Annotated in this window: 9 protein-coding genes; all 9 read left to right on the forward strand. The window is 42.5% G+C overall.

What is annotated here, in order from left to right; all coding sequences use genetic code 11:
- The first annotated feature begins 271 nt into the window (after positions 1-271).
- The 9 genes from secE (at position 272) to JEP36_RS16770 (ending at position 13898) form a co-directional block, all read left to right on the forward strand.
- Entirely contained in the window at positions 272-649 is a 378-nt protein-coding gene (secE, locus tag JEP36_RS16730) for a preprotein translocase subunit SecE (protein WP_023583091.1), read from the forward strand.
- A gap of 7 nt (positions 650-656) precedes the next feature.
- Entirely contained in the window at positions 657-1202 is a 546-nt protein-coding gene (gene nusG, locus JEP36_RS16735; protein WP_004246900.1) for a transcription termination/antitermination protein NusG, read from the forward strand.
- 146 nt (positions 1203-1348) lie between these two features.
- Positions 1349-1777, forward strand: coding sequence for a 50S ribosomal protein L11 (rplK, locus tag JEP36_RS16740; protein ID WP_006534703.1), 429 nt, complete (start codon positions 1349-1351; stop codon positions 1775-1777).
- A 4-nt stretch (positions 1778-1781) separates the two neighbouring features.
- On the forward strand, positions 1782-2483 hold the full coding sequence (gene rplA / locus JEP36_RS16745; protein WP_023583092.1) for a 50S ribosomal protein L1: 702 nt from the start codon (positions 1782-1784) through the stop codon (positions 2481-2483).
- A gap of 326 nt (positions 2484-2809) precedes the next feature.
- Positions 2810-3307 carry a 50S ribosomal protein L10 gene (gene rplJ, locus JEP36_RS16750; protein ID WP_006534706.1) on the forward strand — a complete coding sequence of 166 codons (498 nt, stop codon included), beginning with the start codon at positions 2810-2812 and terminating at the stop codon, positions 3305-3307.
- Positions 3308-3370: 63 nt separating this feature from the next.
- A complete protein-coding gene (rplL, locus tag JEP36_RS16755; protein WP_023583093.1) occupies positions 3371-3736 on the forward strand; it encodes a 50S ribosomal protein L7/L12 in 366 nt (121 codons plus the stop codon).
- 349 nt (positions 3737-4085) lie between these two features.
- A complete protein-coding gene (gene rpoB / locus JEP36_RS16760; protein ID WP_109374341.1) occupies positions 4086-8114 on the forward strand; it encodes a DNA-directed RNA polymerase subunit beta in 4029 nt (1342 codons plus the stop codon).
- A gap of 122 nt (positions 8115-8236) precedes the next feature.
- A complete protein-coding gene (gene rpoC, locus JEP36_RS16765) occupies positions 8237-12463 on the forward strand; it encodes a DNA-directed RNA polymerase subunit beta' (RefSeq protein WP_109374342.1) in 4227 nt (1408 codons plus the stop codon).
- A 79-nt stretch (positions 12464-12542) separates the two neighbouring features.
- Positions 12543-13898, forward strand: coding sequence for a polysaccharide deacetylase family protein (locus JEP36_RS16770; protein WP_198630510.1), 1356 nt, complete (start codon positions 12543-12545; stop codon positions 13896-13898).
- Positions 13899-13966: the final 68 nt, after the last annotated feature.

Raw genomic sequence — 13966 nt, forward strand, 5'->3', positions numbered from 1 at the left:
ACTCGCGTAATTTCCTAAAAAAGGGCATCAATTGATGCCCTTTTTATGCGTTGTTTGAAAAAGAACCTATCTCATCACTAGTTTGTTGTAAATTATTGGTGAGATAGGCTCTGATACAACGAATCGAGTCCAGTATCTTGCAGATACGAATGTCATAGAGATATGACACTGTGTCAGATGCAATCATAGTTGATTTTATGGTTAGTCTGATTTGTTTTGCTCTTGCGAGGCAAGCTGGCTATTTATTTACATCATAGTGACAGGTTAATTTATGAGTGCGAATAGCGGAGCTCAAGATAGCAAACGCGGTGGTGATATCGCTAAGTGGATCATTACCGTTTTATTGCTGGCAGTAGCAGTGGGTGGCAACTATCTTTACCGTGAATTTAACCTAGCGTTGCGAGCTTTAGCTGTTGTTGCTTTGTTCGTAGCAGCAGGTGGGATCGCGTTGTGGACAACACAAGGTAAAGCAACGTTAGCATTTGCTCGTGAAGCGCGTATTGAAATGCGTAAAGTAGTATGGCCAACACGTCAAGAAACATTGCAGACAACCCTGATTGTTGCTGCGGTGACGGCTATTGTGTCATTAGTTCTTTGGGGACTGGATGGCATTCTGGTTCGTTTTGTTTCATTTATTACTGGCCTGTGAGGTGTTCATGACTGATTCTCCAAAAAAACGCTGGTATGTCATTCAGGCATTTTCAGGCTTTGAAGGCCGTGTTGCACAGTCTCTGCGTGAACATATCAAATTAAACGAAATGGAAGACTCATTCGGCGAAGTTATGGTTCCAACCGAAGAAGTGGTTGAGATCCGTAGCGGTCAACGTCGCAAAAGTGAGCGTAAATTTTTCCCAGGGTATGTTCTTGTCCAAATGGTCATGAACGATGCAACTTGGCACTTAGTACGTAATGTACCTCGTGTTATGGGATTCATTGGCGGAACGTCAGACAGACCTGCACCAATTAGCGATAAAGAAGTTGATGCGATTATGAATCGCTTACAACAAGTTGGTGATAAACCGCGTCCTAAAACACTGTTTGAACCAGGTGAAATGGTTCGTGTTAGCGATGGTCCATTCGCTGACTTTAATGGTGTTGTTGAAGAAGTTGATTACGAAAAAAGCCGCTTAAAAGTCTCTGTATCAATCTTTGGTCGTGCAACACCAGTTGAATTAGACTTTAGTCAGGTTGAAAAAGGTTAAACCTTTTTACGCTGCTTTCTTGCAAAAGGTGGAAAAGTTATCTACAATTTTCCACCTTTCGTTTTGAGTTGTTTTGTCATAAGACAGAACAAAGTAAAATCGGGGAGCCCTAGCCGGGCGATATACCCAAATTGAGGAATTAATTAATGGCTAAGAAAGTCCAAGCCTATATCAAACTGCAAGTTTCTGCAGGTATGGCTAATCCAAGTCCACCAGTTGGTCCAGCTCTGGGTCAACAAGGTGTTAACATCATGGAATTCTGTAAAGCATTCAACGCTAAAACTGAAAGCGTAGAAAAAGGTTTACCAATTCCTGTTGTTATTACAGTTTATGCTGACCGTTCTTTCACTTTCGTTACCAAAACTCCTCCAGCAGCAGTTCTGCTGAAGAAAGCTGCGGGCGTGAAATCAGGTTCTGGCAAACCGAACAAAGAGAAAGTAGGTAAAATTACTTCTGCTCAAGTTCGTGAAATCGCAGAAACTAAAGCTGCGGACCTGACTGGTGCTGACGTTGAAGCTATGATGCGTTCAATTGCTGGTACTGCTCGTTCCATGGGCCTGGTAGTGGAGGATTAATCTGATGGCTAAACTAACCAAGCGCATGCGCAATATCCGTGAGAAAGTTGAAGTAACTAAACAGTACGAAATTGCTGAAGCTGTTGCTTTACTGAAAGAACTGGCTACTGCTAAATTCGTTGAAAGCGTTGACGTTGCTGTTAACCTTGGCATCGATGCACGTAAATCAGATCAAAACGTTCGTGGTGCAACTGTACTTCCACACGGTACTGGCCGTTCAGTTCGCGTTGCTGTATTCGCACAAGGTGCAAATGCAGAAGCTGCTAAAGAAGCAGGCGCTGAATTAGTCGGTATGGACGACTTAGCTGCTAAAGTTAAAGCTGGCGAAATGGACTTTGACGTTGTTATCGCATCTCCAGATGCAATGCGCGTTGTAGGTCAATTAGGTCAAATCCTTGGCCCACGTGGCTTAATGCCAAACCCGAAAGTGGGTACTGTAACTCCTAACGTTGCTGAAGCAGTTAAAAATGCTAAAGCTGGTCAGGTTCGTTACCGTAACGACAAAAATGGTATTATCCATACCACTATCGGTAAAGTTGATTTCAACGAAGCACAGTTGAAAGAAAACTTAGAAGCTCTGCTGGTTGCTCTGAAAAAAGCAAAACCATCAGCAGCGAAAGGCGTTTATATCAAGAAAGTAAGCCTGTCTACCACTATGGGTGCAGGTGTTGCGATTGATCAAGCTAGCTTAAGCGCGACAGTTTAATCTTAGATTAGACTAAAGTCATAAAAGACTTTACCTTGGCGTCAAATTTGTATAGAATTTGACGCCTTGAGTTTAGCTATGTTGTATTTTATTCAAGTCGACATAACTAAATTCTCTGAATTTCGGTTGGAGTCTGGCCTATCCAGACCCCGTCCAAGACCGCAGGTGTAAGTAATTACTTAATTTTCCTGCGTAGACGGTGAGAGAGCCAATAAAGAATTATATATTCTGGATTCTACTCACCGTGTTTTAGCGCTTATACCATTGTGGTAATAAGTGATGTGAGTCCCGAGTTTTTACTCGGTTAATCCAGGAGCAAGAAGCTAATGGCACTAAATCTTCAAGACAAACAAGCGATTGTTGCTGAAGTCAGCGAAGTTGCCAAAGGTGCGCTTTCTGCAGTTGTTGCGGATTCCCGTGGCGTTACTGTAGCTAAAATGACCGAACTGCGTAAAGCATGTCGTGAAGCTGGCGTTACTGTACGTGTAGTACGTAACACACTTCTGCGTCGTGCTGTTGAAGGTACTTCTTATGAAGTACTGAAAGATGCATTTGTTGGTCCAACCTTGATTGCATTTTCTGCTGAACATCCGGGCGCTGCTGCTCGTCTGTTCAAAGATTTCGCGAAAGCGAACCCAGCATTCGAGATTAAAGCGGCTGCCTTTGAAGGTGAGTTTATCCCAGGTTCGAACATCGATCGTCTGGCTACACTCCCAACTTACGATGAAGCAATCGCACGCCTGATGGCAACCATGAAAGAAGCCTCTGCAGGCAAATTGGTTCGCACTCTGGCTGCTCTGCGCGATCAGAAAGAAGCTGCTTAATAGCCAATTTCTTCGTTGCTTTATTTACGTATAAACTTTTTCTGAATTTTAGGAACACTTGTTATGTCTATTTCTAAAGACGATATCTTAAACGCAGTTGCTGAAATGTCTGTAATGGACGTTGTTGAACTGATCTCTATGATGGAAGAAAAATTCGGTGTATCTGCTGCTGCAGCTGTTGCTGTTGCTGCGGGTCCAGCAGAAGCTGCTGAAGAGAAAACTGAATTTGACGTTATCCTGAAAGCTATCGGCGGTAACAAAGTAGCAGTAATCAAAGCAGTACGTGGCGCTACCGGTCTTGGCCTGAAAGAAGCTAAAGACTTAGTAGAATCTGCACCAGCAGCTCTTAAAGAAGGCGTAAGCAAAGATGATGCTGAAGCTCTGAAGAAAGCTCTGGAAGAAGCAGGCGCTGAGGTTGAAGTTAAATAATTTAACTTCCCAGAGTGCAGCCTAACGGCTGATGGCTGGTGATTTTTTGGTCACCAGCCTTTTTGCGCTGTAAGGTAAGAGTCACTTTTTCACACTTTTTTGGTGTCTCATTACTTCAATATTTTTTGCTATTGACGACTTAATATACTGTGTTAGTCACTACGATCCACGTTCTCGAAAGCTCGGTAGTGATCTTGGCACAATGAAATGATTTAAGAGTAATAGCAATAAATATTCGGAAAATAGTTGTTTTCCTACCTACAAAAAAACAGTGTTTGCAGAATGTCGAGCCATCCTTAAAGTTAAGGACAGGCAGAGTGGGTCACTTTTCAGCGAGCTGAGGAACCCTATGGTTTACTCCTATACCGAGAAAAAACGTATTCGTAAGGATTTTGGTAAACGTCCACAAGTTCTGGATGTTCCCTATCTCCTTTCTATCCAACTTGACTCGTTCCAGAAGTTCATCGAGCAAGATCCTGATGGTCAAAACGGTCTGGAAGCAGCTTTCCGCTCCGTATTTCCTATCCAAAGCTACAGTGGTAATGCTGAATTACAATATGTCAGCTACCGCTTAGGCGAGCCTGTTTTTGATGTTAAAGAATGTCAGATCCGCGGTGTAACTTATTCTGCACCTCTGCGTGTAAAACTGCGTCTGGTCATTTATGAACGTGAAGCCCCAGAAGGCACCGTTAAAGACATCAAAGAACAAGAAGTCTATATGGGTGAAATCCCATTAATGACCGATAATGGTACCTTTGTTATCAATGGTACTGAGCGTGTTATCGTTTCCCAGTTACACCGTAGCCCTGGTGTGTTCTTTGATAGTGACAAAGGTAAAACACACTCTTCAGGTAAGGTACTGTATAACGCACGTATTATCCCTTATCGTGGCTCATGGTTAGACTTCGAATTCGACCCTAAAGATAACCTTTTTGTCCGTATTGACCGTCGCCGTAAATTACCTGCGACTATCATTTTACGCGCAATGAATTACAGCACTGAAGAAATCTTAGGATTATTCTTCGAAAAAACATTGTTTGAAATCAGCAACAACAAGCTGATGATGACATTAGTGCCTGAACGTCTGCGTGGTGAAACTGCTTCATTTGATATTGAAGCAAACGGCAAAGTGTATGTCGAAAAAGGCCGTCGTATTACCGCTCGCCATATTCGTCAATTAGAAAAAGAGCAAGTTGACCGCATTGAAGTACCTGTTGAATACATTGCAGGTAAAGTGGTTGCTCGTGACTATATTGATGAAGCGACAGGTGAACTGATTTGTGCTGCTAACATGGAAATCTCTTTAGATGTGTTAGCACGCTTAAGTCAAGCTGGTCATAAAACGATTGAAACTCTGTTTACCAATGACTTAGATCATGGTGCTTATATTTCAGAAACTGTTCGCGTCGATCCTACAAACGATCGTTTAAGCGCATTAGTTGAAATCTATCGCATGATGCGTCCTGGTGAACCACCTACACGCGAAGCAGCAGAAAATTTATTTGAGAACTTATTCTTCTCTGAAGATCGTTATGATCTGTCTGCTGTTGGTCGTATGAAGTTCAACCGTTCTTTAGGCCGTGACGAAGTTGAAGGTTCTGGCATCCTAAGCCAAGAAGATATCATTGAAGTAATGAGAAAACTGATTGATATCCGTAATGGTAAAGGTGAAGTGGATGATATTGACCACTTAGGTAACCGTCGTATTCGTTCTGTTGGCGAAATGGCTGAAAACCAATTCCGTGTTGGTCTGGTGCGTGTTGAACGTGCAGTTAAAGAGCGTCTATCTTTAGGCGATCTTGATGCATTAATGCCACAAGATATGATCAACGCAAAACCGATTTCTGCTGCTGTCAAAGAATTCTTTGGTTCTAGCCAGTTATCACAGTTTATGGATCAGAATAACCCGCTATCAGAAATTACGCACAAACGTCGTATTTCTGCATTAGGCCCTGGTGGTTTGACCCGTGAACGTGCAGGCTTCGAAGTTCGAGACGTACACCCAACCCACTACGGTCGTGTGTGCCCAATCGAAACACCTGAAGGTCCAAACATCGGTCTTATCAACTCATTATCTGTTTATGCACAGACTAATGAGTACGGTTTCCTAGAAACGCCTTACCGTGTTGTTGAAAACAATGCCGTAACAGATGAAATTCACTATCTGTCTGCAATCGAAGAAGGTAACTTCATCATTGCTCAGGCTAACTCCGTATTAGACGATGACAATCACTTCGTTGAAGAATTAGTTACTTGCCGTCATAAAGGTGAGTCAAGCTTATTTAGTCGTGACCAAGTTCAGTACATGGACGTTTCAACCCAACAGGTTGTTTCTGTCGGTGCTTCACTGATCCCATTCCTTGAACACGATGACGCCAACCGTGCATTGATGGGTGCGAACATGCAACGTCAGGCTGTTCCTACACTTCGTGGTGATAAACCACTGGTAGGTACAGGTATGGAACGTGCGGTAGCGGTTGACTCCGGTGTTACTGCGGTTGCTAAACGTGGTGGTGTTGTTCAGTATGTTGATGCTTCTCGTATCGTTATCAAAGTTAACGAAGAAGAGACTTACGCTGGTGAAGCGGGCATCGATATCTACAGCTTGACTAAATACACTCGTTCTAACCAGAACACATGTATTAACCAAACTCCTTGCGTATCTTTAGGTGAACCTGTTGATCGTGGTGACGTGTTAGCCGATGGTCCTTCAACAGACCTTGGTGAGTTAGCATTAGGTCAAAACATGCGCGTGGCATTTATGCCATGGAATGGTTATAACTACGAGGACTCTATCCTTGTATCTGAACGTGTTGTTCAAGAAGATCGTTTCACTACTATCCATATTCAAGAACTTGCTTGTGTCTCTCGTGATACTAAGTTAGGGCCTGAAGAGATCACTGCTGATATCCCGAACGTCGGTGAAGCAGCGTTATCTAAACTGGATGAATCAGGTATCGTTTATATCGGTGCTGAAGTGAAAGGTGGTGACATTCTGGTTGGTAAAGTAACACCTAAAGGTGAAACTCAACTGACTCCAGAAGAGAAACTGCTGCGTGCTATCTTCGGTGAAAAAGCGTCTGATGTTAAAGATTCTTCTCTGCGTGTTCCTAATGGTGTGTCTGGTACAGTTATCGACGTACAAGTCTTCACCCGTGATGGCGTAGAAAAAGATAAACGTGCATTAGAAATCGAAGAATCACAGTTACGTGAAGTTAAAAAAGACTTAACTGAAGAACTGCGTATCTTTGAAGCTGGTCTATTCGCTCGTATCCGTGGTGTTCTGATTGCTGGCGGTATTGAAGCTGAGAAATTAGATAAATTACCTCGTGAACGTTGGTTAGAGCTGGGTATTGCGGATGAAGAGAAGCAAAACCAGTTAGAACAATTAGCAGAACAGTATGATGAACTGAAAGCTGAGTTCGCGAAGAAACTGGAAGCTAAACGTCGTAAAATCACTCAAGGTGATGATTTAGCACCAGGCGTGCTGAAAATCGTTAAGGTTTACCTGGCTGTTAAACGTCAGATCCAACCTGGTGATAAGATGGCGGGTCGTCATGGTAACAAGGGTGTTATCTCTAAGATTAACCCAATTGAAGATATGCCATACGATGAAAACGGCAATCCAGTAGACCTCGTATTGAACCCACTGGGTGTACCATCACGTATGAACATCGGTCAGATCCTTGAAACTCACTTGGGTATGGCTGCTAAAGGTATCGGTGATAAGATCAACGCGATGCTGAAACAGCAACAAGAAGTTGCTAAATTACGTGAATTTATCCAGAAAGCTTACGATCTGGGTATGGCACCTCGTCAGAAAGTTGATCTGGACACCTTCAGCGATGAAGAAGTGTTACGTCTGGCTGAAAACCTGAAAAAAGGTATGCCAACCGCAACACCAGTGTTCGATGGTGCAGAAGAAATGGAAATTAAAGAGATGCTGAAATTAGCTGATCTTCCAACTTCTGGTCAGATTACACTTTTCGATGGTCGTACAGGTGAACAATTTGAGCGTCCAGTAACTGTTGGTTACATGTACATGCTGAAACTGAACCACTTAGTTGATGACAAGATGCACGCCCGTTCTACTGGTTCGTACAGCTTGGTTACTCAGCAACCTCTTGGTGGTAAAGCACAGTTTGGTGGACAGCGTTTCGGGGAGATGGAAGTGTGGGCACTGGAAGCATACGGTGCAGCTTATACTCTTCAAGAAATGCTTACTGTTAAGTCGGATGACGTTAACGGTCGTACCAAAATGTACAAAAACATCGTTGATGGTAACCATCAGATGGAACCAGGTATGCCAGAGTCGTTCAACGTATTGTTGAAAGAGATCCGTTCACTGGGTATCAACATCGAATTGGAAGACGAATAACGGATTCCATATAGACAGACTGCTAGAAATGGCAGTCTGTCAAACAGTGACTACACTGGTTTAAAGGGGTGAATGACAGGGGTCATTTGCCTGGCAGGTCTAACTCCGACAGGAGCCATTTCGTGAAAGACTTATTAAAGTTTCTGAAAGCGCAAACCAAGACCGAAGAGTTTGATGCGATCAAAATTGCTCTGGCATCACCTGATATGATCCGTTCATGGTCATTTGGTGAAGTTAAAAAGCCAGAAACAATTAACTACCGTACGTTCAAACCAGAGCGTGACGGTCTTTTCTGTGCCCGTATTTTCGGACCAGTAAAAGATTACGAATGTTTGTGTGGTAAATACAAACGTTTAAAACACCGTGGTGTTATCTGTGAGAAGTGTGGCGTTGAAGTTACACAAACTAAAGTTCGTCGTGAACGTATGGGTCACATCGAATTAGCTTCTCCAGTTGCTCACATTTGGTTCTTGAAATCACTGCCGTCCCGTATCGGTCTGCTGCTGGATATGCCACTGCGCGATATTGAACGTGTACTGTATTTCGAATCTTATGTTGTTGTTGAAGGCGGGATGACTAGCCTTGAGCGTGGACAAATCTTAACAGAAGAGCAATATCTTGATGCATTAGAAGAATTCGGTGACGAATTCGATGCGAAGATGGGTGCAGAAGCTGTTCAGAACTTGTTACAGAGCATGGATCTGGAACAAGAGTGTGAAACGCTGCGTGAAGAGTTAAATGAAACTAACTCTGAAACTAAACGTAAGAAACTGACTAAACGTATCAAGTTACTTGAAGCATTCATGCAATCAGGCAATAAACCTGAGTGGATGATCTTAACTGTACTGCCTGTGTTACCACCAGACTTACGTCCATTGGTTCCACTTGATGGCGGTCGTTTTGCGACTTCAGACCTGAACGATTTATATCGTCGTGTGATCAACCGTAACAACCGTTTAAAACGCCTGCTTGATTTAGCAGCACCAGACATTATCGTACGTAACGAAAAACGTATGTTACAAGAGTCTGTGGATGCGTTATTAGATAACGGTCGTCGTGGTCGTGCGATTACGGGTTCTAACAAACGTCCTCTGAAATCTTTGGCTGATATGATCAAAGGTAAACAAGGTCGTTTCCGTCAAAACCTGTTAGGTAAACGTGTTGACTATTCTGGTCGTTCTGTAATCACCGTTGGTCCATACCTGCGTCTGCATCAGTGTGGTCTACCGAAGAAAATGGCTCTTGAGTTATTCAAACCATTTATTTACGGAAAACTGGAAACCCGTGGTTTAGCGACAACAATCAAAGCCGCTAAAAAAATGGTTGAGCGTGAAGAAGCGGTTGTTTGGGATATCTTAGATGAAGTTATCCGCGAACACCCAGTGATGCTGAACCGTGCACCAACACTTCACCGTTTAGGTATTCAGGCATTTGAACCAATCCTTATTGAAGGTAAAGCTATTCAGTTACACCCACTCGTTTGTGCGGCATATAACGCCGACTTCGATGGTGACCAAATGGCGGTTCACGTACCATTGACATTAGAAGCACAGTTAGAAGCTCGTGCGCTGATGATGTCAACAAACAACATTCTGTCTCCAGCAAGTGGTGACCCAATCATCGTTCCTTCACAGGACGTTGTATTAGGTCTGTACTACATGACTCGTGACTGCATCAATGCCAAAGGTGAAGGCATGGTGTTAAGTGGTCCTAAAGAAGCTGAACGCGTTTATCGCGCAGGTTTAGCCTCTTTACACGCACGCGTTAAAGTACGTATCACTGAAGAGATCAAAGATGGCGAAGGTAACATCACCACTGAAACTAGCTTAAAAGACACAACTGTCGGCCGAGCTATTTTATGGATGATCGTACCAAAAGGCCTACCTTACGCGCTGGTTAACCAACCATTAGGTAAGAAAGCAATTTCTAAAATGCTGAATACCTGTTATCGCGTATTGGGCTTGAAGCCAACAGTTATTTTTGCTGACCAAATCATGTATACCGGTTTTGCTTACGCAGCACGTTCAGGTGCTTCAGTAGGTATCGATGATATGGTTATCCCTGCGAAAAAAGCAGAGATCATTGCAGAAGCAGAAGCAGAAGTTGCAGAAATTCAGGAACAGTTCCAATCCGGTCTGGTAACAGCGGGCGAACGTTACAACAAAGTTATCGATATTTGGGCTGCGGCGAATGAGCGCGTAGCAAAAGCGATGATGGAAAACCTGTCTACTGAAACCGTTATTAACCGTAATGGTGAAGAAGAACAACAAGTATCTTTCAACAGCATCTTTATGATGGCTGACTCCGGTGCTCGTGGTTCTGCAGCTCAGATTCGTCAGTTAGCAGGTATGCGTGGTTTGATGGCTAAGCCAGATGGCTCAATCATCGAAACACCTATTACAGCAAACTTCCGTGAAGGTCTGAACGTACTCCAGTACTTCATCTCAACTCACGGTGCTCGTAAAGGTCTTGCGGATACCGCACTGAAAACAGCAAACTCCGGTTACTTGACTCGTCGTTTAGTTGACGTTGCACAAGACTTAGTCGTAACAGAAGACGACTGTGGTACAACCGAAGGTGTTATGATGACTCCGGTTATCGAAGGTGGTGATGTTAAAGAACCACTGCGTGAACGTGTATTAGGTCGTGTGGCTGCAGAAGATATTCTGAAACCAGGTACTGCCGATATTCTTGTTCCACGTAACACCCTGTTAAACGAAAAACTGTGTGACTTGTTAGAAGAAAACTCAGTTGACAGCGTGAAAGTACGTTCAGTTGTAACCTGTAACACAGACTTCGGTGTGTGTGCTAATTGTTATGGTCGTGACCTTGCTCGTGGTCATATCATTAACAAAGGTGAAGCTATCGGTGTTATCGCGGCACAGTCAATCGGTGAACCAGGTACACAGTTAACGATGCGTACGTTCCACATCGGTGGTGCGGCATCTCGTGCGGCAGCAGAATCTAGCATTCAAGTACGTAACAAAGGTACTCTGAAGCTGTTTAATGCGAAGTTCATTACTAATACTGCTGGTAAATTAGTTATCACTTCTCGTAACACAGAATTACGTTTAATTGACGAATTCGGTCGTACGAAAGAGAGCTATAAAGTACCTTACGGTGCTCAATTAGCGAAGGGTGATGGCGAAGCGGTTAACGGTGGCGAAACTGTTGCTAACTGGGATCCACATACAATGCCAGTTGTGAGTGAAGTATCTGGTATCATCCGTTTTGCAGACATGGTTGATGGTCAAACTATCACACGTCAAACAGATGAATTAACAGGTCTTTCTTCACTGGTTGTTCTGGATTCAGCAGAGCGTACAGGTAGCGGTAAAGATTTACGTCCAGCATTACGCATCACTGATGCACAAGGTAATGACGTATTAATCCCGAATACTGATATGCCAGCACAGTACTTCCTGCCAGGTAAAGCGATTGTTCAGTTAGACGATGGCATTACAATTAACGCAGGTGACACTTTAGCGCGTATTCCACAAGAATCTGGCGGTACTAAAGATATCACCGGTGGTCTGCCACGCGTTGCTGACTTGTTTGAAGCTCGTCGTCCGAAAGAGCCTGCAATCCTTGCTGAAATCAGCGGTATTGTTTCGTTCGGTAAAGAGACTAAAGGTAAACGTCGTCTAGTTATTTCTCCATTAGACGGTAGCGATGCATACGAAGAGATGATCCCTAAATGGCGTCAACTTAACGTATTCGAGGGTGAGGTTGTGGAACGCGGTGATGTTATTTCCGATGGTCCAGAATCACCACACGACATTCTGCGCTTACGTGGTGTTCATGCGGTTACTCGCTATATCACTAACGAAGTACAGGAAGTTTACCGTTTACAAGGCGTTAAGATTAACGATAAACACATCGAAGTTATCGTTCGTCAGATGCTACGTAAAGTTACCATTGAGAACGCAGGAAGCTCTGAGTTCCTCGAAGGCGAACAGGTTGAATACGCTCGCGTTAAAGTTTCAAACCGTGTTCTGGAAGATGATGGTAAAGTACCAGCAACGTATGCTCGTGACCTGTTAGGTATCACGAAAGCATCTCTGGCAACTGAATCCTTCATCTCTGCTGCATCGTTCCAAGAAACAACTCGTGTTCTGACGGAAGCTGCGGTAGCGGGTAAACGTGATGAATTACGTGGCTTGAAAGAAAACGTTATTGTTGGTCGCTTGATCCCAGCTGGTACTGGATATGCGTATCACCAAGATCGTATGAAGCGTCGTCAATCACAACTGCCGACAGATGAAACTGAAACAACAATCAGTGCTGATGAAGCATCTGCTAACTTAGCAGAATTACTGAATGCTGGTTTTGGTGGATTAAAAGACTAAAATCTAATTTAGATTAGATTGAAATGCCCTCCATTGTGAGGGCATTTTTTGTTTCTGTTCTACATAAGTAGGCGAAATGATGAGAATAATATCTAAGATTTTGATTATTCTATGTTTTATTTTTACTGGATTTGCTTCAGCAGTGCCTTATGAAAGAGGTATTCCAACAGAAGCTCAATGGGATTTAAAAACGCCCATTACAACATTGATGCAACTTCGCCAACAAAAAACGTTATATGCGTTTGTGGGGGATAAATTGCAACCTGTTGCAGAACTTTTTCCTAACCAAGGTTTTTATGCATCAGTTACAGAGGGTGATTACCACAAAATACAATTTGGGAATGCTCAAGGTTATCTTGAAGCGGGCTATCTAGAAGATGGCTATTTTGAAGATATTGCCTCAATGAAACCAGATAAGAAAATACGTTTCTTATCAGATCGCACGAAGAAAGCAGATTATCCTATCTACGAATATTTAATTACGACAAAAAATACTCCTATCTATAGTGATAAAGATATTACTAGTCCACAAATAGCGACACTCTTACCCAATTTACGTTACCCCGTGTTATCTCGCACAATAAAAGAAGGTACTAATGGAAGTAAAATCAATTGGTTTGAAATCTCTTTAGGTGATCGCTTAGGTTATATTTCATCAAGGGATGTAAAGCCTGACTTAGGGATACCAGTACTTACTTATCACCATATTCTTAAAACTACGGAAAACCATAATTTTCGTCATACATCAACAACAACATCATTAACTGCATTTACAGAGCAGATGAATTATTTAAAAGAAGCTGGATATGAAACGCTTTCGCTCAATCAAGTTGCTGGCTATTTAAATAAGAGTGTTAATTTGCCAGGCAAAGCTGTTGCATTAACATTTGATGATGGTTTGCAATCCGTTTATCGTTATGCTTATCCTCTTTTAAAAGAAAATGGTCAACGAGCAACACTATTTGTTATCTCATCACGAATAAAATCCAAAACACCTAAGTGGGCACCTAATTCATTACAATTTATGAGTTGGCAATCACTCAAATCGAGTCGTGATGTTTTTGATATTCAATCACATTCCCATTTTTTACATCGTTTAGATAATAATAAAAAACCTATTATTTTTAGCCGTCAGTCCCACACAATTATATTAGACTTACAACGCTCACAACGTGTATTGCGATTATTAAATCCACATCAATATGCCTTTGCATATCCTTTCGGTGGATATAATCAAAGGGCAATTACTGCAGTCAAAGCGTCTGGTATGGCATTGGCGGTGACAACTCAACAAGGAAAAGTTCGTTTAGGTGATCCTCCTTTTGAATTAAAACGGCTCTATGCTTTGAGTACAGATCCTATTGAGAAATTTGCGAGGATGGTGGGTAATGATGAATATGAAGTCGTTAATAAAAATATCGTTGTTGATAAATAATTAAAAATAAAATTTATAATCTTAAAAAATACCTTTGATATTTATTAAAGGTATTTTTTATTCCTCTA

Origin of the sequence: Proteus sp. PR00208 (assembly GCF_016238545.1) — a bacterium.
Classification (GTDB): Bacteria; Pseudomonadota; Gammaproteobacteria; order Enterobacterales; family Enterobacteriaceae; genus Proteus.

Coding starts and splice junctions, on each gene's coding strand:
- rplL (WP_023583093.1), top strand. CDS start 3,371: ATGTCTATTTCTAAAGACGATATCTTAAACGCAGTTGCTGAAATGTCT.
- secE (WP_023583091.1), top strand. CDS start 272: ATGAGTGCGAATAGCGGAGCTCAAGATAGCAAACGCGGTGGTGATATC.
- rplK (WP_006534703.1), top strand. CDS start 1,349: ATGGCTAAGAAAGTCCAAGCCTATATCAAACTGCAAGTTTCTGCAGGT.
- rplA (WP_023583092.1), top strand. CDS start 1,782: ATGGCTAAACTAACCAAGCGCATGCGCAATATCCGTGAGAAAGTTGAA.
- JEP36_RS16770 (WP_198630510.1), top strand. CDS start 12,543: ATGAGAATAATATCTAAGATTTTGATTATTCTATGTTTTATTTTTACT.
- rplJ (WP_006534706.1), top strand. CDS start 2,810: ATGGCACTAAATCTTCAAGACAAACAAGCGATTGTTGCTGAAGTCAGC.
- nusG (WP_004246900.1), top strand. CDS start 657: ATGACTGATTCTCCAAAAAAACGCTGGTATGTCATTCAGGCATTTTCA.
- rpoB (WP_109374341.1), top strand. CDS start 4,086: ATGGTTTACTCCTATACCGAGAAAAAACGTATTCGTAAGGATTTTGGT.